General features: G+C 47.8%; 30 protein-coding genes and 4 pseudogenes. 27 read left to right on the top strand and 7 right to left on the bottom strand.

Going from position 1 to position 26543, the window contains the following annotated elements; genetic code table 11:
- Positions 1–2: 2 nt before the first annotated feature.
- Positions 3–3143 (bottom strand): InlB B-repeat-containing protein, encoded by a 3141-nt coding sequence (locus tag D5269_RS09885; protein ID WP_120485223.1) that lies wholly within the window; start codon positions 3141–3143, stop codon positions 3–5.
- A 143-nt stretch (positions 3144–3286) separates the two neighbouring features.
- On the opposite strand from D5269_RS09885, the gene D5269_RS09880 reads away from it, so the two are divergent.
- From D5269_RS09880 to D5269_RS09840, 9 genes are all read left to right on the top strand, one after another.
- Positions 3287–3646 carry a hypothetical protein gene (locus D5269_RS09880; RefSeq protein WP_120485222.1) on the top strand — a complete coding sequence of 120 codons (360 nt, stop codon included), beginning with the start codon at positions 3287–3289 and terminating at the stop codon, positions 3644–3646.
- A complete protein-coding gene (locus D5269_RS09875) occupies positions 3643–4104 on the top strand; it encodes a hypothetical protein (protein ID WP_243126763.1) in 462 nt (153 codons plus the stop codon). The genes D5269_RS09880 and D5269_RS09875 overlap by 4 nt, the downstream gene beginning before the upstream one ends.
- Positions 4105–4119: 15 nt before the next feature.
- Positions 4120–4902 (top strand): hypothetical protein, encoded by a 783-nt coding sequence (locus tag D5269_RS09870; RefSeq protein WP_147407960.1) that lies wholly within the window; start codon positions 4120–4122, stop codon positions 4900–4902.
- Complete coding sequence (locus D5269_RS09865; protein ID WP_120485220.1) at positions 4902–5297, top strand: hypothetical protein; 396 nt, start codon at positions 4902–4904, stop codon at positions 5295–5297. Before D5269_RS09870 ends, D5269_RS09865 begins: the two co-directional genes overlap by 1 nt.
- Before the next feature lie 145 nt (positions 5298–5442).
- Positions 5443–6006, top strand: a complete 564-nt coding sequence (locus D5269_RS09860; protein WP_120485219.1) for a recombinase family protein — start codon at positions 5443–5445, stop codon at positions 6004–6006.
- Positions 6003–6260: a hypothetical protein gene (locus tag D5269_RS09855; RefSeq protein WP_120485218.1), complete on the top strand. Its 258-nt coding sequence runs from the start codon at positions 6003–6005 to the stop codon at positions 6258–6260. Before D5269_RS09860 ends, D5269_RS09855 begins: the two co-directional genes overlap by 4 nt.
- A gap of 188 nt (positions 6261–6448) precedes the next feature.
- Entirely contained in the window at positions 6449–7417 is a 969-nt protein-coding gene (locus tag D5269_RS09850) for a hypothetical protein (RefSeq protein ID WP_120485217.1), read from the top strand.
- A gap of 12 nt (positions 7418–7429) precedes the next feature.
- Entirely contained in the window at positions 7430–8101 is a 672-nt protein-coding gene (locus D5269_RS09845; protein ID WP_120485216.1) for a hypothetical protein, read from the top strand.
- A 12-nt stretch (positions 8102–8113) separates the two neighbouring features.
- Positions 8114–8881, top strand: coding sequence for a hypothetical protein (locus D5269_RS09840; RefSeq protein ID WP_120485215.1), 768 nt, complete (start codon positions 8114–8116; stop codon positions 8879–8881).
- Between the two features lie 145 nt (positions 8882–9026).
- Here the strand turns inward: D5269_RS09840 and D5269_RS09835 are convergent, their stop codons facing one another.
- Positions 9027–10157 (bottom strand): hypothetical protein, encoded by a 1131-nt coding sequence (locus D5269_RS09835; RefSeq protein ID WP_166545167.1) that lies wholly within the window; start codon positions 10155–10157, stop codon positions 9027–9029.
- Between the two features lie 820 nt (positions 10158–10977).
- Between D5269_RS09835 and D5269_RS09830 the strand changes: the two genes are divergently transcribed.
- The 7 genes and pseudogenes from D5269_RS09830 (at position 10978) to D5269_RS09800 (ending at position 16351) form a co-directional block, all read left to right on the top strand.
- Positions 10978–11175, top strand: coding sequence for a hypothetical protein (locus D5269_RS09830; RefSeq protein WP_120485213.1), 198 nt, complete (start codon positions 10978–10980; stop codon positions 11173–11175).
- A gap of 180 nt (positions 11176–11355) precedes the next feature.
- Positions 11356–11865 (top strand): annotated as a pseudogene (locus D5269_RS09825) (hypothetical protein); the annotation flags it as partial.
- A 231-nt stretch (positions 11866–12096) separates the two neighbouring features.
- Positions 12097–12498, top strand: coding sequence for a hypothetical protein (locus tag D5269_RS09820; protein ID WP_120485212.1), 402 nt, complete (start codon positions 12097–12099; stop codon positions 12496–12498).
- Between the two features lie 9 nt (positions 12499–12507).
- A complete protein-coding gene (locus D5269_RS09815; RefSeq protein WP_120485211.1) occupies positions 12508–12957 on the top strand; it encodes a MarR family transcriptional regulator in 450 nt (149 codons plus the stop codon).
- A 475-nt stretch (positions 12958–13432) separates the two neighbouring features.
- Positions 13433–13855: a sigma-70 family RNA polymerase sigma factor gene (locus D5269_RS09810; protein WP_120485210.1), complete on the top strand. Its 423-nt coding sequence runs from the start codon at positions 13433–13435 to the stop codon at positions 13853–13855.
- 427 nt (positions 13856–14282) lie between these two features.
- Positions 14283–14549, top strand: a complete 267-nt coding sequence (locus D5269_RS09805) for a DUF6870 family protein (RefSeq protein ID WP_120485209.1) — start codon at positions 14283–14285, stop codon at positions 14547–14549.
- Between the two features lie 116 nt (positions 14550–14665).
- Entirely contained in the window at positions 14666–16351 is a 1686-nt protein-coding gene (locus D5269_RS09800; protein WP_120485208.1) for a recombinase family protein, read from the top strand.
- A 211-nt stretch (positions 16352–16562) separates the two neighbouring features.
- On the opposite strand, the gene D5269_RS09795 is transcribed toward D5269_RS09800, so the two are convergent.
- Positions 16563–16904 carry a helix-turn-helix transcriptional regulator gene (locus D5269_RS09795; RefSeq protein WP_120485207.1) on the bottom strand — a complete coding sequence of 114 codons (342 nt, stop codon included), beginning with the start codon at positions 16902–16904 and terminating at the stop codon, positions 16563–16565.
- Positions 16905–17048: 144 nt separating this feature from the next.
- Here D5269_RS09795 and D5269_RS09790 point away from each other — a divergent pair, with 144 nt between their 5' ends.
- The 11 genes and pseudogenes from D5269_RS09790 (at position 17049) to D5269_RS09740 (ending at position 25310) form a co-directional block, all read left to right on the top strand.
- The gene (locus D5269_RS09790) at positions 17049–17237 is read left to right on the top strand and encodes a transposase (protein WP_066535524.1); all 189 of its coding nucleotides are present in this window, start codon (positions 17049–17051) and stop codon (positions 17235–17237) included.
- Positions 17230–17930: pseudogene (locus D5269_RS09785) on the top strand (response regulator transcription factor). Before D5269_RS09790 ends, D5269_RS09785 begins: the two are co-directional and overlap by 8 nt.
- Complete coding sequence (locus D5269_RS09780; protein ID WP_120485206.1) at positions 17927–18850, top strand: HAMP domain-containing sensor histidine kinase; 924 nt, start codon at positions 17927–17929, stop codon at positions 18848–18850. The pseudogene D5269_RS09785 and the gene D5269_RS09780 overlap by 4 nt, the downstream one beginning before the upstream one ends.
- 106 nt (positions 18851–18956) lie before the next feature.
- Positions 18957–19880, top strand: a complete 924-nt coding sequence (locus D5269_RS09775; RefSeq protein WP_120485205.1) for an ABC transporter ATP-binding protein — start codon at positions 18957–18959, stop codon at positions 19878–19880.
- Positions 19873–20646 (top strand): ABC transporter permease, encoded by a 774-nt coding sequence (locus D5269_RS09770; RefSeq protein WP_120485204.1) that lies wholly within the window; start codon positions 19873–19875, stop codon positions 20644–20646. The genes D5269_RS09775 and D5269_RS09770 overlap by 8 nt, the downstream gene beginning before the upstream one ends.
- A 13-nt stretch (positions 20647–20659) precedes the next feature.
- A complete protein-coding gene (locus D5269_RS09765; RefSeq protein ID WP_120485203.1) occupies positions 20660–21484 on the top strand; it encodes an ABC transporter permease in 825 nt (274 codons plus the stop codon).
- 24 nt (positions 21485–21508) lie between these two features.
- Complete coding sequence (locus tag D5269_RS09760) at positions 21509–21772, top strand: hypothetical protein (RefSeq protein WP_120485202.1); 264 nt, start codon at positions 21509–21511, stop codon at positions 21770–21772.
- A gap of 486 nt (positions 21773–22258) precedes the next feature.
- Positions 22259–22687 carry a sigma-70 family RNA polymerase sigma factor gene (locus D5269_RS09755; protein ID WP_120485201.1) on the top strand — a complete coding sequence of 143 codons (429 nt, stop codon included), beginning with the start codon at positions 22259–22261 and terminating at the stop codon, positions 22685–22687.
- 6 nt (positions 22688–22693) lie between these two features.
- A complete protein-coding gene (locus D5269_RS09750; RefSeq protein ID WP_120485200.1) occupies positions 22694–22930 on the top strand; it encodes a helix-turn-helix domain-containing protein in 237 nt (78 codons plus the stop codon).
- Positions 22931–23367: 437 nt separating this feature from the next.
- Positions 23368–23532, top strand: coding sequence for a transposon-encoded TnpW family protein (locus D5269_RS09745; RefSeq protein WP_066535507.1), 165 nt, complete (start codon positions 23368–23370; stop codon positions 23530–23532).
- A gap of 101 nt (positions 23533–23633) precedes the next feature.
- Entirely contained in the window at positions 23634–25310 is a 1677-nt protein-coding gene (locus tag D5269_RS09740) for a recombinase family protein (protein ID WP_120485199.1), read from the top strand.
- A gap of 68 nt (positions 25311–25378) precedes the next feature.
- Here the strand turns inward: D5269_RS09740 and D5269_RS09735 are convergent.
- The 4 genes and pseudogenes from D5269_RS09735 to D5269_RS18565 form a co-directional block, all read right to left on the bottom strand.
- Positions 25379–25558, bottom strand: a pseudogene (locus tag D5269_RS09735) (recombinase family protein); the annotation flags it as partial.
- A gap of 127 nt (positions 25559–25685) precedes the next feature.
- Positions 25686–25865, bottom strand: coding sequence for a hypothetical protein (locus D5269_RS09730; protein ID WP_120485198.1), 180 nt, complete (start codon positions 25863–25865; stop codon positions 25686–25688).
- 68 nt (positions 25866–25933) lie between these two features.
- Entirely contained in the window at positions 25934–26452 is a 519-nt protein-coding gene (locus D5269_RS09725; RefSeq protein ID WP_199735720.1) for a DUF6551 family protein, read from the bottom strand.
- Positions 26439–26543, bottom strand: a pseudogene (locus tag D5269_RS18565) (IS5/IS1182 family transposase); the annotation flags it as partial. The gene D5269_RS09725 and the pseudogene D5269_RS18565, both read right to left, overlap by 14 nt.

Genomic DNA, 26543 nt, shown 5'->3' with positions numbered 1-26543 from the left:
TCTTATCCGTTATTCCATCGAAAAACCGCTTGAATCAAATCGACCATTTCGCCAGTTGTTACGACACTTCCCGGATCAAATGGTTCCGTATATTCCAGCCATCCAAGAGCAAAGGCTTTGTTTATAGAGTCCTTCGCCCAGTGATTCCCAGTATAGTATTCTATAGGCGGTTCACCCTCGACAAACCGTGCAAACACCGTAAGCAATTCGCCCCATGTCAATGTGCGGTTCGGGCAGAATAGATCATCTCCACACCCCACCATTACCCCGGTGTTTTGCATGGTTCCAACTGCTGCTGCGTACCATGTCCCTGATTCTACATCACGAAAAGGGGCTTGGGTTACTCCGTAGGTTTTTACGCTTTTGCTGTCCATCATAAAATAAATGAGTTGTGCCAAGTCTGCCCGTGTGACAGTTTCAGCACCGTTATCCCGGCCTGTTTTATATCCTCCCCAAAACAAATTATCAGGTGCAACCAACGTAGCTTTTCCGTTAGTCAGCGTGTGTGTCTGAACTTCTTCATACGACATCACAGTTACGTTAGGCTGGGTAGCACTATCATCATTCGGTTTATGCGAGGTGGTCGGTGTTCCTGAACTGTGCGAAGGGCTATATGGCAAATTTGATGTGGACTGTGGAATCAAATCGAAAATAGCAGCCAGAGTCCGGTCTGCTTCTGCTGCAAAGGAATATCGGACCTCAGTAGAAACCTGTACGCCGTTTTCCTCCCAGCGCAGAAAACGATAGCTGTTGTCAGGCACAGCGTTCACAGTTATAAGTTTCCCTTCTTCGTACTGCCCGCCGCCTTCTACTGTCCCGCCTTGTGTAGCACTAACATGAATTGTATAGGTTGGCTTGGGAATGAGCGTGAAATTAGCAACAAGTGTTCGGTCTTGTTCTGCGATAAAAGTAAAATTTTCATCAGTGCTGACTTGTTCACCATTTTCTGTCCACCCCATGAAAAGGTAGTCGTTTCCCGGTGTTGCTATAAGTGTCACAGAGCTTCCTTGCTCATATTCTCCTCCACCGCTGACGGTCCCTCCTATGGTAGCAGATACATTGATAGTATAGAACGGCTTGGGAATTGGCGTGAAATTAGCGACAAGTGTTCGGTCACGATCTACTACGAAAGTGATGCTTTCATCGACGCTGACCTGCTCTCCATTTTCTGTCCACCCTGCAAAAAGATACCCGCTATCAGGGATGGCCGTATATGTCACAGAACTTCCCTTCAAAAATTCTCCTCCACAACCACCGCTGGTCCCTTCTGCGGTAGTACCTGTACTAATGGTCCCACCTACAGTAGCACCTACACTGATGGTACAAGTAGGCATGAAGTAAGCAATGATTGTTCGGTCACAATCCGCTATGAAGGTATAACTTTCATCAGAGCTAATCCGTTCGTTATTCTCTATCCACGCAATGAAACGATACCTGCTTTCGGGGGTGGCCGTAAGTGTTACGGAACTTCCCTGCTCATATTCCCCTGCACCATTGACGGTCCCACCTGCGGCAACAGAAGTACTGATGATATAGGTGGGTTTGAGGATAGGCCCAGGGGTAGGCTCGGTAATAGGCTCAAAGATTGCAGTCAGATTTCGGTTGCTAGTCACCGTAAAAGTTAAACTGGATTCTGTGCTGATTTGTGTATCGTTTTCTGTCCACGCCAGGAAACGGAAGCCCTCGTTGGGAACGGCTGTAACCGTTGCGGGAGAACCTTCTTCGTACTGCCCACCGCCGTTGACTACGCCGCCCTCTACAGGGCTGGTGTTGGTGTCAACGGAATAGGTTGTAGCTGGTACGTCTTGGACGCTTACACGGCATGATGCGGACGCTCCGCTAATCGTTTCTGTGGCAGTGACTAAAGTTGTCCCTGCCGTGTGCGCAGTTATAAACCCCATTTCGGTAACACTGGCAACAGAGGGATCATTGCTTGTCCATTGAACGTTGCCGCTTGTACCTTCGGGATGAATTGTGGCCGTCAAGGTATCTGTCTCGCCAACGTAAAGGGTCAGCTCTGATTTATCCAGCGTTATATAGGTGGGTGAAGGCGGGGGCGAAGGTTCGTTATCTGCAAAGGTCATGGAAAAGATCATATCCGCTTGATAAAGACCCATCCCACTATACACATCATAATAGCTGTCTACAGTCCATCTGTTGGGAATCATCCCATCAGGCTTATACAACTCTACCAAGGTGGAATGATTGTCCATCAACGACAAACGGCTATTGTAGCTCTTTGTAATATCATCTGCAACGCCGTTGGTTGTATTGCCATAAATCTTACATCCAATAATGATTACTTCTCCGTCTTGGATATAGAGACCACCGCTCCGCTTTCCTGCGGCATTTCCAGAAATGGTGCATCCCTTCAAAAAGACATTTTCCGTAATGCCTATATAAACTGAACCCATATTACGGGCAAAGCCGCCTGTAAACGTACAATTCTCAATGGTTATATCGTGACCACCAACATACAGATGTGCCCCCGTAGCCCCTATATTATTTGTAAAATGGCAGTCTGAAATAAGAGCATCGCCATATCCAACCGATAATGCAGGACTGCCGACTGCAATGCAGTTGACAAAATTACATTTCTCAATAATTTTCGCAGGGCCTTCGACATTGAGAATTGGCTGCTCTGCTTGAATCCCCGCACCATCGAACGTAATGTTTTGTACTTTGGTATTCCCTTTTCCTTCCCCTCGATCCCAGAGATAAATATGAGCCTCAGATGTAGCACGCCGAAGCGTTATCGGACAATCAGCGCGACCAAGCACCACGTCAGAAGAAGGCGCTTGGATGTAACCGTCAAATTCAATCACATCATTTGCATTGGCATGAGCAATAGCGTCAAGCAATTCCTCAATGGTTAATGCAGGGCCAGAGGGCGGTTCTGGTGTTACTTCGGAGTCGCCAGTTTCGTCAGTAAACGAACCATTTTCATCAGCGGGATTTTCAGCCAGATCAAGTGTCGAAATAGAGATTTCTGCATCAGGTTCGCTTGTGTTCGCCGTTGCTTCTACAGCAAAGGCTGGAACGGTTGAAATCATCACCATTACCGCAACAAATAGTGCGGTTGGGAAATGATTCCAGTGAGGATACCTGTTCTGTGATCCTCGGTTGCAGTGTTTGTAGTTCATGCTTGTACCTCCTGTGTTGTTTCGCCCGTGGACCACGGGCGAGTATTAGATTTCACATTATGACAGAATATCACAGCAAAATACATCGACACAGAGGGGTTATTAGATATTTTCATTGTAATTATAGAAAGGATGTCGAAACTATGAGCCACGAATGGGGAAACTACCCCGAAAACTTCACCCCAAAGATGTATTGGGGGGCCAGGGCCATACTTGAACGGGGGAGCGGCCACCCCGGAAAGGCATTGTGCCTTCTGCCGGATCGCCAGAGCTTTGAGCGGCTGGATGGATGCCAGAGGGATCAGGATGCGTTCTTTGACTGGATCAACACAAAGGTTCTGCCTGAGCTGAGACGCCTTGCCAGCGAAAACCGTTTCCACGAGTGGAATGATCTGGCAACGATCCAGTCCGAGGATGGCGCTTTCATGTGTCAGGCCACTCCGAAGGGCAGCTATGGGGAGTATCTTTACATCGGCTGCTGGGAGGTAGATTTGGAGAAATGAAATACTACAGTACACAGCATCCCATTGCGCCGGGTACGTTCCCGAAGCCGGATGGCAACAAGGTTATAGAAATCGTCAATTTTGATAAACGGCAGTATTGCAGGGAGGCTGGCTGTGATTGCTGGGGCTACATTAAATATGAACACCCTTTGAGCGAGAAACAGGCGGTGGAATATGAACTTGTCCGGGAGCAGCTTCTTGATTTCACACAGCGGTACATGGTAGGTGCGGGGACATCGGTTCTCCGCACCTTTGCCACGGCTACGGAAGTCAATGAGTGGTTTGATGCACAAATTGTAGAGGATCGCCACTTCTGCCGTCTCTATGACCGGGTAAGGATGGTGCATATTCTTGGATGCCGTTATATGTGGCTCAAACCGGAGGAACGGTGGACAGACAATCCGCAAAGCAGCTTTCCAAGTCCATCGTTGCTTTCCAGAGAAGAGCCTTGGAACTGAATGGAGGATGCAAGCGTGATTGAGTTCATAGAGAAGGAGCGGTACTACGATGATTCGACTTTTACGGGCCAATGTTGGATGTACCCCACGTTCATGGTGAAAGACGGTATTGAGTATTTCATGTGGAACCGCCGGGAGCCGGATGATAGCTGGAAGCTGAAGGAGCGTGAAAGTCAGAAAGCAGACCTGCTTGCCAATGATGGATCACATTTTCATTTCCACGGCATCTACGCAGACCCGTTTGAGATGCTGGCCGAGATAGAGCGTAGAGGACATACGTTCACAGAGCCGGATAACCTCTTTGTTGATTGCCGTGAAACAGGTGGGTTTGTGGACTTCCACGGGAACCGAAACGAGGTGTCGGCGGCTTTCCATTACCGAATTTATGATAAGGCCCTGATAGAGAGAATCCGCACGGCTGTTGCACTAATCATCGAAAGAAGCAGTGTAATGACAAAGCAGGAGCTGTGGTCACAGCTTCAACAGGGCCATGTGCTCAATGACCTTTTAGCATTTGGCCCCGGCCAGGACTGCGAGATCTTCAAGAACGACAGATTCTATCCTGGGGATGTGGTTATCTATGTGCCTGATGTGACCTTGAACCATATCCCTCTTGACCGCCCGATTACGGACCCGGAGGAATTTTCCGAGATCTTATCCAACTGCTACACAGGCCAGGATTTCATCAATGAGTGCCACGGTGATGCAGAGAAAGCCGAGCACCTGTTTTGGTACTGCGACTGGCAACATCCGTCCTCTGCCGTGGACGAGCTGGCCGATGACGGGGAGGAATCATAATGAAGTATACACTTATTGAAGAAAAAGGGCCGTATGCTCTTATCCTGCGGGGCGAGAGCATGACGCAATACGCCGTTGTGGGCGGTTTGGACAAAGAGACCGGGAGCTGGGACTGGACGTGCTGCTACTACGATTTCGGTAAGTTCTCTGGACTGACGAAGGCTGAGGCTCTTTTCCGTGCGCTGGACTACTACCTGATGCGGACAAATGAAAAGCATATTCCCTGGGACAGAATGAGCGAGATCGCCACGGTCCTGAAGGATGGGCTAATCGAGGACGGGGAGGACGAAGCCTACCGCTACATGGCCGATGTTGCCGAACTCTCGGAGAGCGAGGCTGAATACTTTGGGCTGGATATGGAGCAGTACAGAGACAGCGTTGCGGAGAGTCCTTAAAACGAACGTTATTGGGAACGATTTAGCAGGACTGAAGTACCCCCTCGGAATCGACTGGTTTCGAGGGGTATTTTCTCCCAAAACTCGTTCCAAAATCTACGTCCCTATTCTCATACGTTATTGGGACAGGAAAGCAGGGGTATGAATGAAAAACTACACTTTCGGATATGCGAGGGTCAGCACTGAGCAGCAGAATCTTGACCGTCAGCTTGACGCTCTCCAAAAATATGGTTGTGACACGATTTACAATGAGAAGATGACTGGGACGAAACGTGATCGGCCTGAGTTGGAGAAGATGCTTGACCGAATGACTGAGGGCGACACGGTGGTGATCGAATCCTTGTCCCGGTTAGGCCGCAGCACCAAAGACCTGATTGAGTTGACGGAGTTGTTTGAGCAAAAGGGCGTTCATCTGGTCAGCCTGAAAGAATCCATTGATACCAGCACGTCCACGGGCAAACTCTTGTTCACACTTATGTCGGCCATCGCCCAGTTTGAGCGTGATGTGATCGCTGACCGCACCCGTGAAGGATTGAAGTCAGCCAGAGCCAGAGGCCGGACAGGTGGTAGGCCGAAAGCGGACCCAACTGCAATCAAAAAAGCTATCCGCCTCTATAATACGAAGGAATACTCCATCAAAGAGATTGAAGAAATGACTGGAGTAAAAAAATCCACGCTCTACCGTGAGTTGAAGGAGGCAAAAAGTTGACTGTCAAGGAGTTCATGGACAAGTGCCGCAGTATGCCGCTCACTCCGATTACCCCCGGCGCGCCCAGTTATGCGGAACTGATGGAAACTGAAACCGAGATTTGGAGTAATGACGCTTGCCGTGGTTATGCAATGATGGCAATGCAGGACGCCGGACTAGATCAGCAGACGATTAACAAGGTTCTCCATGTCATGTATTATGTGTTCGATCAGGTGAGCGTGGCCGAAGCGGAGCAGCACTATCATAAGGGATAAATAATGGGGACGGCCACTTTAGGCCGTCCTCTCTTTTTCCAAATAGAGTTATTGCTATAATACTTTTGATGTACCACTGATAGCTACTGGATATGGGATAGATACACAACAACCTAGCAACAGGCCGATAGTATTGTCGTTTTCTCCAACTAATTTATAAGAAATAAATTCAGTTTGGAGGAAAAATTATGTATATAAATCAAATTTTTAAGCTGACGATGGTACTGGACACCAATAAGTTTAATCGCATTTTCAGCGATTATAACCTTTTGGAAACAGATGGAGACGAATATATAGACCCATCGCTGGCCCATAAAGGAATCACCATCTTATATCGTAACAGCCAGTACAAAAAGAAGGTAAGCCTGATTGTCAACTCAGCTCTCGTCCTGAAAGAGAAGAAGCCAGACGTTCATAAACTCATTCACAAATTAGAGAAAAGAATTGACGAATACTTCAGCGGCAAGTATAGTCTGAGGAACTTCATGTTAGCAGAACTAACATTAGTCGCAGATATTGACGTGGGCAGCCAGGATGCGGTAGACACCTATATCCGGGTAATACAGCGGATTGGAAAAGTGAAAGGGTTCTCGCCTGCTTGCTATGAAAATTTTGATGAAGATACCAGTTTCTGTCTGGAGGGGAACAGTAACGGGATCAGCTTTTTCCTCTATAATCTTCGAGAAGCAGCAGCAAATAATCTTAATAGTGGAAGCCCTCACAAAGCGTTCCTTAAAGATTCCAAAGGTATTTTAAGGTCAGAGGTACGTTTAACATCGAAGGCGATTCATGCTTATAGCGATACGGATAATGTTACCAGACAGATTTTAGAGCTAACAGGGAGAAGCGCAGAAATTTTTATGAACACATTTGTTCAGATTGTTCCCTATGGAGATTTCTACAAGAAAAAAGATGCCGATGATATTGTTCGGCAGAAGGTCAGTGATCTACCTCTGCGGCGAAAAATGTTGCGGCTGATTGGACTGATACCGGAGAAAAAGTCTCTACTGCTTGCACAGAAGGCAATGAGTTACAGAGAGCCGAATAAGCTCTTGATTACTTTCGCTGACATTGGGGTTTCCCCTATCACAATCAGCAAAAGGATGGACGTAAAATATCTGCCCTCTTTGTACTCCTATCTGGATAATACTCATTAGGAGGAAGAGAAAATGTTTTGCGAGGATAGCTACAATAGAGATTCCGTAAGTGTTTCGGAGGAACGAAGCCTTCTGCAACAAATAGTATCCCTTGGAGTGGGGTATCCTTATGGAAGATCAGGTCTTTCCAAAGCGGCCATTTCGGATACAGACACGCTCCACAGACAAATTTCAAGAATACTAAGTTTGCAGAAATATTCGGATGCAGGTAATATAATTTGTGATGCTAAAGACCGTATCCGAAACAGGGATGATGGGTATTACTTTTTTGATTTAGATAAAGGCCGCATACTGGCTGGAGGGCAGCATCCTATAGAGGACATTATCATTGACTTTACCTTGCCGGGTGCAGACGATGGGGTTCTACTCCGAAGGAGAAAAAGGGCCTGTCTACATAGCATAGGATTTTTGATTGCGCCGGATGCAGTAAATTTCTTATGGATGAACAGGGTTTATGTTCCCCTCAAGGAGTTCCACATGCTATCCTTTATCACCGTGGATGATTCCAGATCCGGCCTTGTGGTAGATTATGATGCAACACAACACAACAAGCCATTGGTACTTTTTCCCTGTGAAGAAAACATCGACATCATACAGACCCAGTTGGATCATGATGACCGCTACTGGACAGCGGAACGTGAATCTTTCATAGGAAGCATAGGCTTGTACCGGGAAAATATATAGGAGGAAGATGATATGCAGTTCAAGAAATATGTCCAAAAGACTGTTAGTTACGAAAAACAAATGCAAATTGCTGAGAATAAAACTAAAGTTGAAATGACACTTGACCCTATGCGCTCATATCTACAAGGTGTAAACATTTTTAATGTAGAGACTGACAGCCTATACAAACAAATTTCTTCCGTTGTTGACCTCTCCAGCAGGAGTAACTATTTTATTGACCAGCGGGAAGGTCCCCAAACGGAGGCCCAGAAGAAAATGATGTATAACATCGAACGAATCAGCGATTATGCACAAGAAGGAATCAAGATGCACTTCATCGTGGATATGGAGAAGAAAAAATACCTTTCGGCTGCTAAAGATGAAGGAATCGGGACTTGCCTTTGTTGCCTGCATCCCGTTAATGCGGCCAACTCTATCATGCTGCTGACAAAAGAAGACCAGCGGCTAGGAATGTACGCTTATGTTGGGACGCCATCCAAGGAGGGGGTAGCCTATCTCTTTGCCAAAGAGGCAGCAGGTTCATTCTTTATCCAACTACAGGAGTTCCACTTCTTATCACTAAAAAAAGACCCGGTACACAACTATGACCATGGCCTGCTTCTCAGCTATAATCCTGAGTGGGGGTGGAAAAATATCTCCTTCGGTATCATACTCAAAGAAAATCAGGATATGGTTCGGCAACTGTTTGATTCTGTCAGGAATCCAACGAGGCCCGTGGAGCTGCCTGACAGCAACAGAATGAAGGCAGAAGCTGTGAAGCATTCGTACCCATGGCAATAGGTTTGTACCATTTTTCCAAGGCTATTTTGCTCCATAGCCAATACCTACTTCTATGAAAATGCAAATAGGTGACGCACCTACCAGGGTGCGCCGCCTACTTGCCGTATGATTGGGCCAACACGGGCTATCCGCTCCGCACAATATTCTAAAGGCTGATAGGGTTATTTAAGGCCAATTTGTCAAGTGCTATCTTGCTATAGTAAGTCTCCAAAAGGTTCCAGATGCGATCAACTCCCCATTCTTGCGGAATCGTGACCGGGTTGATACCGAGATTGGATAACTCTTTCAAGGTGCGGTTGAAAGTATCCGAATCACCAGGGAACAGTTCCTTCGCCCTTGGTATACTGCGGCACTGGTTCACCCATTGTAGAGCCTGAATCAGTCGATCTTCTTTTTGCGCATTAAAATTATGGGACCTTATCAATGTGACGGCGTGCTGCAAAGAATACCAATGGCCTTTTCCGATGCTCTTATTCCAAAAAGAGTTGACTATCTCACGGCTCACTTCGGGAGAAAGGAGGTACTCGTACTTGTTTATGTTGCGATTCCCCGCCTCTTCAGCTTGTTTACTAAGTGCATACATTTTGTGATAGTCACATTGAATCTCAAAACGGATGATTCCTCGTGCGTCATCCAATATCGCTTGCGGGATTGGCGGGTATCCTTTTTCCACATTCTCTTTGGACTGCTCAATCAGCTTCATAAGTTTGCTGTAGCAGTTAATCCGAGCAGAATTACATTCCAAATAGAAGCTGCTGTCCCTGCTTTTCTTTCGATGTGCCTTATCATCATATTTCATCCATTCTCTATATTGAAATGGAATATCTGACTTTTTGAGTAGCTTCATTATCTGCATATCGGTACACGGTTTGCAACACTGATCGTACAACTCAGGCAGGTACAAATTGACGCAGTAATCTACACGGTTTAGGCTATAATCATCAAAGGTTCCGAGCAATGGAGAGATTGTTTTCGATATGGTATTGAATTGGGGAATGGCACGCTCCATATCGTCAAGAGTAGCCGCAGTAATATAGTCAGAGATACCTCCCAAAATTTTAGGATTGATTGTTACATCAATGATTGAGACAAATAGTCTGAATGTATTCAACCAAATATTTTGACGAATCGTCCATTCTATTCCACGGGTATTGGGATCGAATTTGTATATCCAATTTCCGTAATCATCCGGGTATTCTTTAACACCTCCCGTTTCTTGCTTATACTTCTTCAAATCGTCAAACAGTTGTGAGGTTTCTGGTTGTAGTAAGACCATAGATAGGGTCACCGTGTGAAACCCCAGTGAGGATCGCAACATAGTGTGTCTCCTTTCGTGAATAGGTTCTTGTCCAGATCATAGAAAATCCTCCTGTGAGGGGTTGTTCACAGAAGGATCTTCAAAGTGAGAAATATAGATTTTGAGTTCTCTGTTGTGCCTGAGTTTACCATAGGAGGAAGGCCAGAAATAGAAATTGCAACGAATTTTAGAAGTTCTTCTTCATAATAAAGAAGTAACGGAAATAAAGAATTGCAACACATCAGGATACTGCAAACAGTGTCTACAACAATCTCTTTGTGCAGCAGGTTCCTATTACACACATCCAGAGACTTCAACATCAAAAAATAGTGGACTTTCTCATGCTAATCTGGAATCTTCATCTGCAAAGAAACCTTCGGTGATCTACAGTGTTCCAAATTCTCAACATTGGCCTTATATGTTATTGAGATATAGCAATATTAGACGTTCACATACTGATCTTCTCTTGAAGTAATTCTTCTCATAACACTTTGCATAGTTCTCACTTTTATTATCATTGTAACACGCAATTTCTATAAGAATAAAAGTATATGAAAACCATGGTGGTGTACTGCAATGGATGTTGTAATGAAGTGTGACTATCAAGAAGATACAATATAGAAGTTATAGAGACGGTAACCCTTATATTATTGGAAAAGGATAATATCAGGAAACAAAAGCACAGGGCAGATGGCCGTGTGCCTTTGTTTAATCTCTTTGTTCAATGCAAAACACTGTTGACAACAGCCACCTTTTGCTTTATTATAAACTTGCATTTTTACAAAAGGAGGCCGTACAGATGGTCAGAAAAACAGTTGAGGAACGTGTTGCAGCGATTGACGAAAAGATCGCCAAGAAGCAAGCAGAGATTGATGCTCTGGAGGCCCAGAAGCAAAAGCTCTTGCATCCTGTCAATCTAAAGACAGTAATGGCAGCAGCGAAAGAAGCCGGGCTTACACCGGAAGAGATTGCAGAGAAGTTGGGTCTTGAGGTCTAAAGTACGGCAAATAATAAACAGCAAAACAGGAGTGTTCCCGAGCACGGGAACACTCCTGTTTCTATATGTGCCACTGTTCAATTTCGGTTTTAATCCCGATTCTGCTGTGCTATTCGGTTGCTTGCCGCCTGCAAAGTCTTGATATTCCTTGGTTTTTGGGTGTTTGTATAATTCACTTGCGCTAAAGTCTACAATCTGAAACAGATGGCCGCCGCCCTCCAGTTTCTGCAGGAGAACAATCTGACCGACTATGACGCGCTGGCGGCAAAGACCACGGCGGCGGTTGACCGGGCCCACGCGCTGGCCGGGGAGCTCCAGACCACCGAGGCCGCCCTCTCCAAAGTCTCCGGGCTGATGGGGGCCGTGGTGGACTATGCCAAGGCCCGGCCCGTGTTTGACGGCTACAAGGCGGCCCGGTACTCGAAAAAGTATCTTGCCGAGCATGAGGCGGAGCTTGCCACCTACCGGGCGGCCCGGGCCGCTATGAATGAATTGCTGGGCGGTGCAAAGCTCCCCAAAATGGACGCGCTGAAAAAACAGCGGCGGGAGCTGGCGGACAGAAAAAAGGCCCTCTATGCGGAGTATCGGCAGGCCCAGCGGGATATGCGGGAGGCTGTGGCGGTCAAGGCCAACATCGACCATCTGCTCGGCCTTACGGACGGGCGCACCGATAAGGAACAGACGCGATAGCGGCGGTGACGCAGCCAACCTCTTTGGGACATTTTGTCCCAAAGAGCCGGGTTTGGGGATGCTCCCCAACAAGCATTTTTGCGGGCCTGCGGCCCAGCAAAAATTTCGGAGTGTGGCCACACCCGAATTGCTTGCCGTTTGTGCGCTCCCCTATATATGTGCAGAAAATTGTACTTGACTTTTATTATAATATCACTTATAATAAGTATACTTATAAAGGAGGAATAAATAATGTTCATCTACGAAAAATCTGTTACAGGTAAAGCTGACATCAAAAAAATCTGGAAACTTTACTCTGATGTATCCAAGTGGAGCCTGTGGGACGAAAGCGTAAAATCTGTCCAGTTTTCTGGTCCTTTTTGCGCTGGTACTCATGGTGTTATGGAAATGGTTCACGGATCGAGTTTGCCCATTGTACTAACTGAATGTTCGGATGAGCGAAGTTTTACCACAGAATCCAAACTTGGTCCTATCACAGTCACTTTTGGGCATCTCTTGAAAGAGGATGCAAATGGTGTTACTATTACCCATACCGTTACCATTGAGGGCGGTGAAGAAAATCAGATGAAAGGTATGGGGGAAGGTATTACAGCGGGAATACCCGATTGCTTGCAAAAACTCCTTTCCGCATAGTAGAGTATCATGAAATTTGCAGAATGTAAAAACCATAAAGAAAGTATTGGGCTACTTTTTTGGCAATCATCTATGCTTTGGCAGAGAAAAATTAAACAGATACTACAGTCATACAATTTAACGCATACACAGTTTGTGATTTTAGCTGTAATTGAGGAACTTACTGAGCAAGATGTATGTATCACACAAAAAAAAATCTCCGATTTTTCTATGATTGATGTTATGACTGTATCTTCTACTGTTAGACTGCTTGAGAAAAAAGGGCTGATTTATCGTTTGCCACATAAGACGGATACAAGGGCAAATTCCATCTCTAATACTGAAGAAGGAAAAAGTTGCTTGAAACAAGCGGTTATAGATGTTGAAAGTGTTGATAAAACTTTTTTCTTTAACAGTAATGAAGAAAATGCTCAATTTCAAAATATGTTGTCACAATTATTGAGCAAAAATTTGGAATGAACATAAATCGCCCAACGGGATAATAAAAAACCGTTGTTTTGGTGGCTGACTAATTATGCGCCCAAACAGAATACAGTGGCTTAACGGCGGTTTTGAAATAGTAAATTTCAAACCGCCGTTTTCTTTTGAAAATGAGATTACGGTGGGTGTATTAAAGTCACCCATTTTTAAGGACATGGCGGTATCCAAGAGGTATCGTTATGTCCTTTTCGATTTCTGCACTATCTAATTTATCAAAAAAAGCCCGGGCCCCGGACAAGGATATTCCGCCTTACTCTGCGAAAATTGTTGCAATATAGTTTATTCTCTCGCTTTATGCGCTTGCGTGGTATTTTTCCGCGCAGGCGTTTTTTGTTTGCCCGACTTTGGGACAAACAGTCCCAAGGTGCGGGGCGGCTCCCCCGGGTGCCGCTCCCCGCCGCCCCCATATCGTTTCCCGCAACCCGACCACAAAAACGATATGGAGGTACATACCATGACAAGTATCAACTTGCGCGACTTTTACTACTGGCATACCCAGGATGAATATATGGAAGTTTCTGACGAAGTGGCCGAGACGCTCCGGGCCAGCGTCCGCTCCGAGGCGGCCTATACCGAGCGGGCCCGCTACAACAAGGCGTACTATTCCTTGGACGCGGATGACGGCATCGAGTATTCCGCCTGCCTGCACGAGCTCACCCCGGACGAGGTGCTGGAGCTCAAGGAGCGGTTCTGCCGTCTGTGGAACGCGCTGAACAGTCTGCCCCCGGCCCAGGGCCGCCGGGTGGATGCCTGCATCATCCTCGGCAAGAGCTTTTCCGAGGTGGCGCTGGCCGAGGGCGTTGACGAAAGCGCGGTGCGGCGGGCCGTGGAGCGCGGGCTGGAGAACATGAAAAAGTTTTTGAAAAATTCCCGCTGAACCAGTCCGAAAACCATCCAAAAATGTCTCGGTATATGAGAGGAAGTTTTTTCTTCTCCACAACTGAATAGCGGGCGGCCCCGAGTGAACGCGGGGAGCCGGGCGGCGGGTGCGCGGTGACTTCTCCCACGGGAGGACGAGCGACCAACACCACCGCCGCGAGTGGGGAGCTTGCCAGCCCCACGGCCACGATCCGCGAGGGACAAGCTGGCTGCTTGCCACTTGAGGCCGCCGCACAAAACAAGGGAACGCCGGGCCGCTACTCGCTGTCTTTTGACGGGCCAAACATACGGGCCCGGCGCTCCCCATTTCAAACAAGTTCGAGACAAATTGTCCCAAGGTGAGGACAGGCTAAAGGGCGGCACTTTTCGGAGTGCTGCCTTTTCGCGTTTCCCCACCAACCAAAAACGCAAAAGGAGGTTTTGCCGTGAAACTGACCGCACAAGAGCTGGAACAAATGAAAAACGTGGACATCGGCGCGGTGAGCGCGGATGCGCTGGCTGACGTGAGCGGTATGGCCTTTGACCGCACCCTCCCCCGGGAGGAGCGGCTGGCCCGGTTCGTGAAGCGGGCCGTCAATCCCTACTGCTTTAGCGTGGGCGGCGTGGGCGTGAAAATCGAGTTTGCCGAGGGCGGCCCCTCCCTCCAGGAGACGCTGGCGGCCTTTCTTATCCGGCAAAAGAGCGGGCTGTGACTGCTGTTGCGGCCTGCTCCCACTTCGAGACAAAATGTCCCGAGGCATCGACATCCTTGTTGATTGCCCCGGGCAGAGTTATAATATAAGTGTAATGTGATAGGGAAGGAGGAACAATGGCACGAACAAAAAACAGAGGGTATCAGCAGACTTTGGCCCCTACCTATACAGCCCGGCTTTGGAAAATGGGCGGCTACATCCGGCTTTCCCGAGAGGATTTACAGAAAATCAACCGTGGCCTTGACGATAGCAACAGCGTGAAAAACCAGCGCGACATCCTCAACGATTTTCATTTTAATCATGCGGAAGAATTTGAAAGCTACACCGAGTACGTTGATGACGGCCACACGGGAACCGATACGGAGCGCGAAAGTTTCCAGCGGCTTTTAGGGGATGTGATGAGCGGGAAAATCAACTGCGTTGTGGTGAAAGACCTTTCCCGTTTTGCCCGGAATTACAGCGATGCTGGCAGTCTGATTGACAACCTTTTTGTGCAGATGGGCGTCCGCTTTATCAGCTTGGCCGAGGGCGTGGATAGCTACCTAAACCCGGACAGCGTGAACAGCATCATCGTTCCGATAACAAACGTGATGAATGACCAGTATTGTTATCAGACCTCAAAGAAAATCCGGCAGGTTTTTGATTACAAGCGGCGCAACGGCCAGTACATCGGCTCTTTTGCTCCCTACGGCTACATAAAAGACCCCAAAGACAAGCACCAGCTAATCGTTGACCCGGAAGCCGCTGAAATCGTCAAGAAGATTTACGAGATATGCCTGCAAGGTACGTCCAAACTTCAAATTGTGATGTATCTGAACGACCACGGCATACCCAGCCCCACGGCATACAGAAAGCTAAAGGGCCTGCCCTACTTCCCGGCTATATCGGACGCTCCCATGTGGGGGAACAAGATTATAACGGATATTCTCAGAAATCCTATTTACACTGGGGATTTGGTGCAGGGCCGCCGCCGGGTGAAAAGCTACAAAGTACACCAGATTGAGGCTGTGCCGGAGGAGGAATGGGTGCGCGTCCCCGATACCCACGAGGCCATCATCACCCACGAAACCTTTGACCGGGTACAGGAACTTCTGAAACGTGACACCCGGACAGCCCCTAAAAAGCGGGAGCTCCATTTATTCAGCGGTTTTCTGAGGTGCGCGGACTGCGGCAAGGCCGTGACCCGGAGCCAGAGCGGGAAGAATGTTTATTATTCCTGCTCCACTTACAAGAAACGCTCCCGTACAGCCTGCACCATGCACTCTATCAAGCACAACCGTCTGGAGGCCGCCGTTCTGTTCGCTATCCAGTATCAAGTGAGTACCGCCGTTTCCTATTCGGAAATAGTAGCCCATATCAATGCGGCTCCACTGAAAAAAAGTCAATCCCACCGCCTTAACGACCAGATTGCCGCAAAGGAAAAGGAATTGACGAAAATCACCCGCTACAAGCAGTCGCTGTATCAAGACTGGAAAGACGGGGAAATCACCCAGCAGGAGTACCGGGAAATGAAAGCCGATTATGAACGGCAGGCCGCTGGGCTTTCGGATTTGCTGGCCCGGCTGACGGCTGAACGGAAAGAGCTCTCAAACGGTGTTGACCAGCAGCATCCCGCGCTGGTAGCTTTTGCAAAATATCAGAACATCGAGAAGCTGACCCGCGAAATTCTGATTGAATTGGTAGACCATATCAAGGTTTACGAAAACGGCAATATCAGTGTTCACTTTAAGTTTGCGGATGAGTTCCGCCGGATTGCCGAGTACATTGAAATCAACACCACTGACACCGCCAAGGCGGGCTGACCCCCGCCAAAGCACAAAATCCTTTTGGCAGTGTGTTTTCCTAATAAAACGCAATCTTATGCTTGCTACGTTACCCCTCCCCCCGTTCCGCTTCCTCTGTCCTCCGTACTAATAAAGCGAATTGGAACACCCAAACTGTGCGCCAACGGCTGGAAATTTCCGAAAAAGCGCAAAAAAATAGAAGCCGCTCTGCGTTCTCGCAAAGCGACCTCTATTTGCTTTCGATAGCCCCGTCTAATGCTCCCTCAATGACCGGCAGATGTTCTTCTGGACACATCATCACCTTGCGGCTGATGCGCTGGCGCTGGTCGTGTTCCTCCCCTGCGGTAAGCTGGTTGAAATACTTTGCGGCGGGAAGATTAAAAATTTGAATGAGCTGTATTATGACTGGCAGCGCCGGTATGATGTGGTTATTCTCAATGTTGATAAGATAGACCGTTGAAATGCCCGCCATTTCAGCGGCCTTTTGCCTTGACAGCCGCAACTTTTTTCTCGCCGCCTTGACATCCTCCCCAAAGGGTTCAAAACCAGGACAATCCTGAATATTAGCCATATTGTATCACCCATCTATATTGTATACTTTACTTTTTGACTTGAAAACAAAGTATACAGAGCAGGTTCTAATCTTTATTGTTTATATTTTGACGCTTGTTTTATTCGAGCAAAAGAAGTAAAATACCAATATCGGAGGTGCAGCATGGACTATATGACTTTGAAAGAAGCGAGCGAAAAATGGGGTGTCACCCCACGACGGATAAACTATTACTGCGTTGCGGGGCGCATCCCTGGTGCTTTGAAAGTAGCAACGATCTGGCTTTTGCCAAAGGATGCAGCGAAGCCGATTGACGGTCGTACAAAACAAGGGAGGGCTTTGAAGCATGAATAGCGTTTTAATTATAGACGATGACAAGGAACTATGTGCCTTAATGAAAAATGCGTGGAGCAGGAAAACTTGTCTGCGGTGGTGGCGCATGGCGGCTTAGAGGGTCTGCGGCTGCTGGAAGAAAACAAAGATGCCTGTTCCCTGATTATTCTGGATGTGATGATGCCGGATATGGACGGTTTTCAGGTATTGCAGAAAATCCGGGAGAAAAATAATGTGCCGGTGCTGATGCTGACCGCCAAAAGTGACGAGGAAGATAAGGTTTCCGGTCTACGGCTTGGGGCAGACGATTACCTGACAAAGCCTTTCAGCATTAACGAGCTGATGGCCCGCATCCATTCCCTGGTTCGGCGCTATACCACCTTAAACCCCATAGCTGGGAATGTGGCCGCCACAATGCTGCTGAAAGATATGGTGATTGATAAAGTCAATCGGACGGTCACTGTCCAAAATCTCCCGGTAGAGCTAACCGGCAAGGAATTTGATCTGCTTGTGTTTCTGGCATCCAATAAGGGCCGGGTATTCACCAAAAAGCAGATATACACACAGGTATGGGCAGAGGAATACGCCTTTGACGACAGCAATATCATGTCCTTTATCAGCAAATTGAGGAAGAAAATCGAGCCAAATCCAGAGCATCCGTTTTACATCCAGACCGTCCGGGGCGTGGGGTATCGGTTCAACAAGGAGGCATGAGCATGAACCTTTATCTGTTGCTGTCCCTATTGGTTGCCCTGCTGGTAATTACCTGCCTTTGGGCCAGACTTCACCGTGTCCGGGGTCAGCTTTCTCTTATCAAAGATGCCCTGACGGATATAAAGAACGGGAACCTGAACCGCCGTGTATTGTCGCGGGAGAGCGACCTGACGAAGCAAATCTGTTATGACATCAACGAGATCGCTATGAGCAGCCAATCCCAGCTTATCCAACAAAAGCAATCCGAGCAGGCATATAAACGGCTCATGACAAGCCTTTCCCATGATGTAAAGACCCCTCTCGCCTCTCTGGTGGGGTATTTGGAGGCCGTGGAAAGCAAAATGGTGACAGGAGCCGAACAGGAAGAATACATTCAGGTTGCTACGGAAAAAGCCCATCATCTGAAAGACTTTGTGACCGCCTTGTTTGAATGGGTGAAGCTGGACGCAGGGGAACAAGTTTTTCATTTTGAGTTTTGCGATCTGAACGAGCTTTCCCGCAACATTATGGCTGACTGGGTGCTGTTGCTGGAAAACCACAGTTTTACCTATGAGATAGAGATACCTGAAGCAGAATACATGACAAGAGTTGACCCCACCGCCTACACCCGTATTCTCAATAATCTGCTGCAAAATATCCTGACGCATAGTGCCGCAAGCCAAGTGTCCCTTACTGTAACCGAAACGGAGCAGCAGGCAAAAATCGTTGTTGCCGATAATGGGAAAGGAATTTCTGCCTCTGATCTCCCCCATATCTTTGAACGGATGTATCAATGCGATCACTCCCGATCTGCCAAAGGGAACGGGCTGGGCCTCTCCATTACAAAAGAGCTGGTGAGCATTCATAAAGGAACCATCACGGTAGCCAGTGTTCCCGGAACCGGTACAACCTTTACCATCATACTTCCGAAAGCCCTGTGACTGTGCAGGGCTTTCTTTCGTTCAAAGCAAGGTTAAAACAAGATTTCGGCAAGGTTATGGCAAGGTTAGCGTGATAGAATAGCAGATATGAAAAGGAGGTTTCGGAATGAGCAAATATGTAATTGAAACAAAAAATCTTACTAAACAGTACGGAACACAGAAAAGCGTTGCAGATCTGAATATCCATGTCCAGCAAGGGCGTATCTATGGTCTACTTGGCAGGAATGGAGCCGGAAAGACAACGACAATGAAAATGCTTCTTGGATTGACTCAGCCCACTTCCGGGGAAGTGACCATTTGGGGAAAGCCCATGCGGACAAATGAAAAGAAATTGCTGCCCCGGATTGGCTGTCTGATTGAATCCCCCGGATTTTATCCGAATCTGACTGCCACAGAAAATCTGCGTATTTTTGCTACCCTGCGGGGAGTGCCGAACCGCAATGCAATTAAAAATGCACTTGATTTAGTGGGGCTTCCCTATAAAGACAAAAAGCTATTTTCCCAATATTCGCTTGGAATGAAGCAGCGATTGGCGATTGCCCTTGCTGTTATGCACGATCCGGAGCTTTTGATCTTGGACGAACCGATTAACGGCCTTGACCCGATTGGGATTGCAGAAGTACGTTCTTTTATCCGTGACCTCTGTACTGAAAAAGGGAAAACAATATTGATTTCCAGCCATATTCTTCCCGAGATTGCATTGCTGGCTGATGATATAGGAATTATCGACCACGGCGCATTATTGGAGGAAGAAAGCCTTGCAGAACTGGAAGCAAAGAGCAGCAGACATATCCGTTTTACCGTTTCCAGTACAACACAAGCGGCAAGGATTTTAGAACGCAATTTCCATGAAACGGAGTTTACCATACAGGATGACAACAAGATGCGTTTGCACAATTTAGATACGCCTATTGGGGCAATTGTTAACGCCTTTGTCGAAAACGGACTTACCGTATCAGAAGCCTACATCTGCGAAGAAAGCCTTGAAGATTATTTCAAGCGTGTAACAGGGGGTGAGGGGATTGCTTGACCTTGTAAAGTGTGAATTTTGGAAGTTAAAGCGGAAAGGCCTGTTTAAGATCGCTCTCTTTACGGCTGTTTTATTCCCTGTTTTTAATATCATGCTTTTATCGGAGGGAAGTCTGGCAGACGTTATGAGCAGCGTGCGTGAGGAAAGCGGTTTCTTGCTTCTGATCCCGATACTGGTAATTATAGCTGCTAACCTGTTTTTTGAAGAACATGATAACGACACCTTAAAAAATCTTCTTTGCGTTCCAATTTCAAAAAATCACTTAGTCATAGCAAAGGTTACTGTACTTTTTCTGTTTTCAGTTGCTTATGAACTGTTAGGATTTTGTGTTGGTATCTTAATTGCTTTTGCACAGGGTATTCCTTTAAACGGGTGGGCTTTACAGTTATTCCTTACGTTTTGTACTGGCATTTTGCTTTGGGCGGCAGCTCTGCCATGTACTATCCTTGTGGTCTGGTGCAATAAGTCCTATATTATTTCTGTCATAATCGCTTTCTTCTATACACTGCTTGGATTTGCATTGCACCTAAGTGATGCCATTATGATGAAACCATTAGGGCTGAATATCAGCACATTTATTCCTGTACCTATGGTCTTTCGGTGGCTGTATCAGTTTAAGGTGCCGGAAGGGGAGATTATGACAGACTTTTACAACCGTCTAAGCCCGTACTTTGTATCAACGCCTGTCATATTTGCGGTACTGATTGCGGAAGCGATTGTATGTATTATATTGGTTACACGGGTTTATCAAAAACAGGAAGCATAACAGGAGGTTTTACATGTTATCTATTGTCTTAACAGAATTACAAAAGATAAAGCGGTATCATATTCTGCTGATCGGCATTATAGGAATGGCTCTCTCGCCTGTTCTTGGGCTTATTACACAGAATGTTGCGATCGAAGAGGCAAAAAATCCGAATTTTGACCTTGGCGCATTAGTAGACAGCACAATCTGGAACAATGCAACCGTATTTATGCCTATTATTTTTACTTTGATTGGTGGTTATCTGATAAACAGGGAGTATACGGACGACACATTGAAAAATGTCTTAGTTGTTCCTGTTTCATTCCCTAAATTATTAATAGGGAAATTGACTGCTATCGGCATTTTATCCCTTATATTGGGAATGTATAGTTTCATAATCACAATTATTGTCGGCATTTTTGCGGGGCTTCCCGGTTTGGATATTTTTACTCTGACAAAAGGTATGTTTTATATGTTGGGGATTTCCATTTGCATTTATATTGCTGTTCTTCCGATTATCGCCTTTTGTGGAAGAACACCGGGATTTTTTATGGGCGGTTCGGTAATTGCCTTTGTATTGGGCTATTGCAGTATGTTTTTTAAAAGTGGTCTGCTTAGAAATATTTATCCTTTTTTAGCTTCTTTTACGGTGATTGGTTTTGACACCACATCATATATCAGCGCAAAAAGTAAGACAAGTGTTCCACTGGGACTTGCGTCGCTTGGCGCAATGCTGTTGATCTCAGCTTTTATTATCGCAATCTCTAAAACACCGGGTGAAGCTAAAACAAAGCAGAAGAAAAATAATATTTCCCTGCGACCTGCGCAGAGAGAACGTATAAAGACAAACAGCTATTGATTGAAGAAAGCGAGGAGTTTTTAAATGAAAGAAAAAGTATTAAGTACGATTGCGCTTATTACCGTCTTTGTATCATTGACAGCAGCCTTTGTATGGAAGTCGGATTCCCCTGCCGCAACAGCTATCATCATAGGATATTGTATTTTTGCCGCAGTTAGTTTTGCATACGCCCTCTTCCTTTTTGTAAAAATGAAACTTAGGGATAATAACACCAAAATTGCGCTTGGTGTTAATGCGGTTTATGTTGTAGGGATTTTAATTACCGTAGTTATACCCCACTTGCTTTAAATAAAAAGTAGAAAAACATGAATCTGCCGCACGACGGCAAAAGAAAAAAGCCGTCGTACAGCAGTCTATAGTCATGCCCATTTGGAGAACGGTGGCTTTTGAAATCGAAGCCGCCGTTCTTTTTATCCCTAAAAGAATGACGCGGTAACGCTGACAAATATGGCGGCTGACAGGAGGCAGCTGCCATGAAGTACATAGCCATTCGACACGATTTGACAGCGTTTGAACCGTCAAAAAAAGCCCGTTCCCCACCTGGGAGAATTGCGGCTACGAGGTTATACTATACAGCGCAGATAAAGTAAATTATACTATGCAACTCGCCCGGTGGGTCTGTGACCTGCCGGGCGAGTTTTGTCGTTTCCTGACCGGCCCGAAAAAAATTTTTGCAAATTGGGCCATTTACCGCGCAGTTTGGCACAATCACTTCGCTCTGTTAGCGGAAAGGGAGAGAACCACCACCATCCCCCGACGAAAGGGGGTGAGAAGATGGGAACTATCCCCCGCTTTAGCAGACCGGGCCAGTTTGACCGCTATTGCAAGCTGGTACTGGAACATGAGGCCATTGACTATCTGCGGAAAATGGACAGCCTGCGCGACCGTCATATATCGTTGAGCATCCTGCCGCAGAAAGAAATGGACAAGCTCTCCACGGTAGACCGCTATCCCAGCGACAGCCATGTTTTTACGTCGCATGGATGTGACCTGCCGATTGAGAACGAGCTTGTGGCCGACGCCTTTGCCGCCCTGACGGAGCAGGAACAAAGTATTCTGATACTGCACTGTGTCCTGGGAATGTCGGACGGCAAGATCGGTGAGATCATGGAGCTGTCCCGCTATGCCGTCCAGCGGCGCAGACGGAAAGCACTGGACGAACTGCGGAACAAGTTGGCGGCGATGATGCCGAAAGGAGGTTGAACGCGAATGTCGGAACCTGACTACAAGGGCCGGGCGCTTCTCCCCATGCCGGTGATCGAAGCCGCCCGCGCCGGGGACGCCGGAGCCGTGGAACAGGTCTTGCGGTACTACGAGGGCTACATAAACAAGCTCTGTACCCGGACGCTGTATGACGAGTACGGCTATCCCCATGTGTGCGTAGACGAGTACATGAAGCATCTCCTGGAGATCAAGCTCATCTATGCCATTGTTGCCGTAGACTGACGGCAACCGGCCCGGCAGGGCAGGCGGAACACCCTTACCCTTTCCATGTTCCCCTGCCTCCGGCCCGGCGCTGCACCTTGACAAAGAAAGCCCGCAAGATAACGGCGGCGCAGCATAGGGCAACGGACACATTCTGTATGCGTCGCATCGGTGGGTGCGCCATAACCCCGCATCCTGCGGGAGAGCGAGAACCGCCTACACCGAAAAGCTGGCAGCTTATAATCAGCGGCGCATACGCTAACGATACTCCCTTACAGCCACAGTCCGAGCGTTCAAAGCGTCGCAGGCAATGGGTAGGGCCGCGTGAGAACCACGCGGGGGTGAAAGTCCCGTGGTGCTGGTCGCCGCCAGCCGTCCGATTTATGCCCTTTTATCAGAATAGTGGACAAGCCGCTATTCATAAACTGTACTATTTATTTGCGAAAGGGGGAAGTCCTTTGCCGCAAAATCAGATCAGCGCCACAACGACGCATAAAATTGGCAAAACGACTTACTTTGTCTGTGCGTCGGCCAGCGAGAAAGCGACCGACACCATAGACAAGAAGATCAAGAAACTTATCCGCAAGGATATGGAGCAGAACGCCGGAAGCGTCCAGAAATAGGGCGCTCTTTTTATATTTTTTGAGCTGACAAGGACAGCGGTTGATGGTATAATGTAATCAGTACATATGCCATGCTTGTCTGCTGTCGGAAAGGAGGAACAATGTTACAGGCAGACAAGATAACCGCTTTATATTGCCGGTTAAGTCAAGAGGATATGCAGGCAGGCGAGAGCGAGAGCATCCAAAATCAAAAGTTGATCTTACAACGATATGCGGATGAACATTTCTTTTTGAATACCCGCTTTTTCGTCGATGATGGCTTTTCCGGGGTGAGCTTCGAGCGTGAGGGGCTGCAAGCTATGTTGCGTGAGGTTGAGGCCGGGAACGTGGCGACGGTCATAACGAAAGACCTTTCCCGCCTGGGCCGGAACTACCTGAAAACCGGGGAGCTTATCGAAATCGTATTCCCGGAATATGAGGTGCGCTACATTGCCATTAACGACGGCGTGGACACAGCGCGGGAAGATAACGAGTTTACCCCCCTGCGGAATTGGTTTAATGAGTTTTACGCCCGCGATACGTCCAAGAAAATCCGGGCGGTGAAGCAGGCCAAGGCCCAGCGGGGCGAACGTGTCAACGGAGAAGTCCCCTATGGGTATATCGCAGACCCGAACGACCGCAATCATCTCATTCCTGACCCCGAAATGGCCCATGTTGTCAAGCAGATTTTCGCCATGTATGTGCGGGGCGACCGTATCTGTGAAATTCAAAACTGGCTGCGGGACAACGAGATTTTGACTGTTGGAGAACTCCGCTACCGCCGAACAGGAAGAACCCAGCATCCCCGCCCCCAACTGAACGCCTGGTACAACTGGCCTGAAAAGACGCTGTATGACATTCTCGCCCGGCAGGAATATTTGGGCCATACCATCACGGCGAAAACCTACAAGGTGTCCTATAAGTCCAAAAAGACACGGAAAAATGCGGAGGACAAGCGGTATTTCTTCCCCAACACGCATGAACCGCTGATTGACGAGAAAACCTTTGCCCTTGCCCAAAAGCGCATCGCTACCCGCCACCGCCCTACCAAGTCTGATGAAATCGACCTGTTTTCCGGGTTGCTATTCTGCGGAGATTGCGGCTACAAAATGTATCTCCAAAAAGGAGCCGGAACGCCGGAGCGGAAACACGCTTACACCTGCGGCAACTACCGCAACCGGGCCAGAAATGATTTTCTTTGCACGACACATTACATCCGCAAAAGTGTCTTGAAAGAACTTGTTTTGGCTGACTTGCAGCGTATTATGTCCTATGTGAAAGGACATGAGCAGGAGTTTATTCAGACCGCTACCGAGTGCAGTGAACAGGCCATGAAAAAGGCGCTGGGCCACCAGCGCAAGGAACTTGACAAGGCGGAGGCCCGGCTGGGCGAGATCAACCTTTTATTCCGCAAACTGTACGAGGACAACGCATTGGGCCGGTTATCGAATGAACAGTTTGTGTTTCTGACCTCCGGCTATGAGGACGAGAAAGCGGCGTTGACGAAACGGGTGGCGGAACTGCGGAAAGAGCTTGACACCGCCGCTGAGCGTAGTGCCGATGTGAAGCGGTTTGTCGCCCTGGTACGCCGGTACACGGAGATCAGCGAATTGACCTATGAAAATGTCCATGAGTTTATCGACCGCATTTTGGTCTACGAATTGGACAAGAACACCAACACCCGCAAAATCGAAATCTTTTACAGCTTCGTGGGCAAGGTAGACACCGGCGACCAGCCCACCGAAAGCGTTTCTTATTTCAGGCAGATCGGCGCTGATGTCAAAAGCGTTGTCGTTTAGGGCCAAAAGCAAAATGATGGGGCAAGATAGCGTACCATTCAAAAACGGTTACGTTATCTCACCCCAGCAAAATTCGTACCTGAGAATCCGTCGTCGATATAGGTATCGACAACCTCCCAGCCCTGTTTCTGCACATACTCGGCCAGCAATGCCCGCTGGTTCCCAATGCTCATAGATTCGTGGTCGGCCCCATCTTCGGAAGAAAGCCGGCAATAGATAGCGGCTCTGTAATTCTGTTGTTCTCTCATAAAACTGCCTCCTTATCAGTCCGAGAAACAACAGGGTTTATGCTCGTCTGTCATCTATACTACATCACGTTAAATCGTTAAAGTCAAGCTGACAGCCTGCTGCTTCTGACGATATTACACACAAGTTTCAACTGCTTGTATCGTAAAGGATTTTCTTCACGGCGGCTTCGTGGATGGCTTCACTTGCCGTCCTTGTGCCGCTGAAAACGCTGACCACCCGAATGGTGTCGCGCCCGATGGTAAGCTGGTAGCCCTGCTCGGACGGCTCCACAGCGGGGGATTTTTGCTCTTTCGTTACTGTGTCCATACAAACCTCCCTTGCAATGAAAAGGGCCGCAGACGGGATAGTCTGCGGCTCCTATGTACGTTTTCCCATCAGCCCTTGAAGCGGTAGGGCAGCTTGCGCCCGCCGCGCTGCTGGCTGTTATACTTTTCCAGAATGACGCGGGCGAACCGGAGGGAGGCTTTATTGGTGGAGAAGTCCATCTTGCCGCGCCGGATGATTTCCTCCGGGTCAACCGCAGACAGCTGCTTGATGAAAGAGCGGTCGTCCAGTTCGGTTTCATAGGTTTTCAGAAACAATGCCATACCAGAAAGCATAGAAGCGCGGGGAGAGATTGACGCGCCGTGCCATGTGCTGTCCAGTAATACCAGCAGGCGGGAAAAAGCCGCTCCGCCCAGCAGCCGGTAGGCGTTGATGATGGCGCGGGTAGAGAGGATTTCATAAGCATCGCCGCTTTTCTTATCCAGCACCCACACAAAGCCCGCCGCCTCCACAAGCCGCTTGATTTCCAGCGCCTCGGCATCCGTGCCGGACTCCAGCAGGGCTTTTGTAGCGTGGGAGAGCCGCAGCCGGCCTTTGGACTGATCTAGGTAGTGTTCACATAAGCACATCGACAATGAGAGCAAAAAAAACAAAAGCCAAAAAGATAATATCCAGTTTGTCATAGCGGGTAAAAATGCGACGAAATCGCTTGATACGGCG

It is taken from the genome of Anaerotruncus sp. 1XD42-93 (genome assembly GCF_009917605.1).
Taxonomy (GTDB): Bacteria; Bacillota; Clostridia; order Oscillospirales; family Ruminococcaceae; genus Anaerotruncus.
The sequence above is the reverse complement of the archived record's forward strand: the minus strand, read 5'-3'. Positions and strand labels throughout refer to the sequence as shown.

Excerpts from the sequence above, each read along its gene's own strand:
- D5269_RS09840 (WP_120485215.1), top strand. The coding sequence starts at position 8,114 with ATGCAGTTCAAGAAATATGTCCAAAAGACTGTTAGTTACGAAAAACAA.
- D5269_RS09725 (WP_199735720.1), bottom strand. The coding sequence starts at position 26,452 with ATGTGCTTATGTGAACACTACCTAGATCAGTCCAAAGGCCGGCTGCGG.
- D5269_RS09750 (WP_120485200.1), top strand. The coding sequence starts at position 22,694 with ATGTCGGAACCTGACTACAAGGGCCGGGCGCTTCTCCCCATGCCGGTG.
- D5269_RS09790 (WP_066535524.1), top strand. The coding sequence starts at position 17,049 with ATGGACTATATGACTTTGAAAGAAGCGAGCGAAAAATGGGGTGTCACC.
- D5269_RS09795 (WP_120485207.1), bottom strand. The coding sequence starts at position 16,904 with ATGGCTAATATTCAGGATTGTCCTGGTTTTGAACCCTTTGGGGAGGAT.
- D5269_RS09755 (WP_120485201.1), top strand. The coding sequence starts at position 22,259 with ATGGGAACTATCCCCCGCTTTAGCAGACCGGGCCAGTTTGACCGCTAT.
- D5269_RS09810 (WP_120485210.1), top strand. The coding sequence starts at position 13,433 with ATGACAAGTATCAACTTGCGCGACTTTTACTACTGGCATACCCAGGAT.
- D5269_RS09885 (WP_120485223.1), bottom strand. The coding sequence starts at position 3,143 with ATGAACTACAAACACTGCAACCGAGGATCACAGAACAGGTATCCTCAC.
- D5269_RS09875 (WP_243126763.1), top strand. The coding sequence starts at position 3,643 with ATGAAATACTACAGTACACAGCATCCCATTGCGCCGGGTACGTTCCCG.
- D5269_RS09760 (WP_120485202.1), top strand. The coding sequence starts at position 21,509 with ATGAAAGAAAAAGTATTAAGTACGATTGCGCTTATTACCGTCTTTGTA.
- D5269_RS09730 (WP_120485198.1), bottom strand. The coding sequence starts at position 25,865 with ATGGACACAGTAACGAAAGAGCAAAAATCCCCCGCTGTGGAGCCGTCC.
- D5269_RS09830 (WP_120485213.1), top strand. The coding sequence starts at position 10,978 with ATGGTCAGAAAAACAGTTGAGGAACGTGTTGCAGCGATTGACGAAAAG.
- D5269_RS09850 (WP_120485217.1), top strand. The coding sequence starts at position 6,449 with ATGTATATAAATCAAATTTTTAAGCTGACGATGGTACTGGACACCAAT.
- D5269_RS09780 (WP_120485206.1), top strand. The coding sequence starts at position 17,927 with ATGAGCATGAACCTTTATCTGTTGCTGTCCCTATTGGTTGCCCTGCTG.
- D5269_RS09800 (WP_120485208.1), top strand. The coding sequence starts at position 14,666 with ATGGCACGAACAAAAAACAGAGGGTATCAGCAGACTTTGGCCCCTACC.
- D5269_RS09775 (WP_120485205.1), top strand. The coding sequence starts at position 18,957 with ATGAGCAAATATGTAATTGAAACAAAAAATCTTACTAAACAGTACGGA.
- D5269_RS09815 (WP_120485211.1), top strand. The coding sequence starts at position 12,508 with ATGAAATTTGCAGAATGTAAAAACCATAAAGAAAGTATTGGGCTACTT.
- D5269_RS09835 (WP_166545167.1), bottom strand. The coding sequence starts at position 10,157 with ATGGTCTTACTACAACCAGAAACCTCACAACTGTTTGACGATTTGAAG.
- D5269_RS09865 (WP_120485220.1), top strand. The coding sequence starts at position 4,902 with ATGAAGTATACACTTATTGAAGAAAAAGGGCCGTATGCTCTTATCCTG.
- D5269_RS09765 (WP_120485203.1), top strand. The coding sequence starts at position 20,660 with ATGTTATCTATTGTCTTAACAGAATTACAAAAGATAAAGCGGTATCAT.
- D5269_RS09820 (WP_120485212.1), top strand. The coding sequence starts at position 12,097 with ATGTTCATCTACGAAAAATCTGTTACAGGTAAAGCTGACATCAAAAAA.
- D5269_RS09740 (WP_120485199.1), top strand. The coding sequence starts at position 23,634 with ATGTTACAGGCAGACAAGATAACCGCTTTATATTGCCGGTTAAGTCAA.
- D5269_RS09860 (WP_120485219.1), top strand. The coding sequence starts at position 5,443 with ATGAAAAACTACACTTTCGGATATGCGAGGGTCAGCACTGAGCAGCAG.
- D5269_RS09845 (WP_120485216.1), top strand. The coding sequence starts at position 7,430 with ATGTTTTGCGAGGATAGCTACAATAGAGATTCCGTAAGTGTTTCGGAG.
- D5269_RS09880 (WP_120485222.1), top strand. The coding sequence starts at position 3,287 with ATGAGCCACGAATGGGGAAACTACCCCGAAAACTTCACCCCAAAGATG.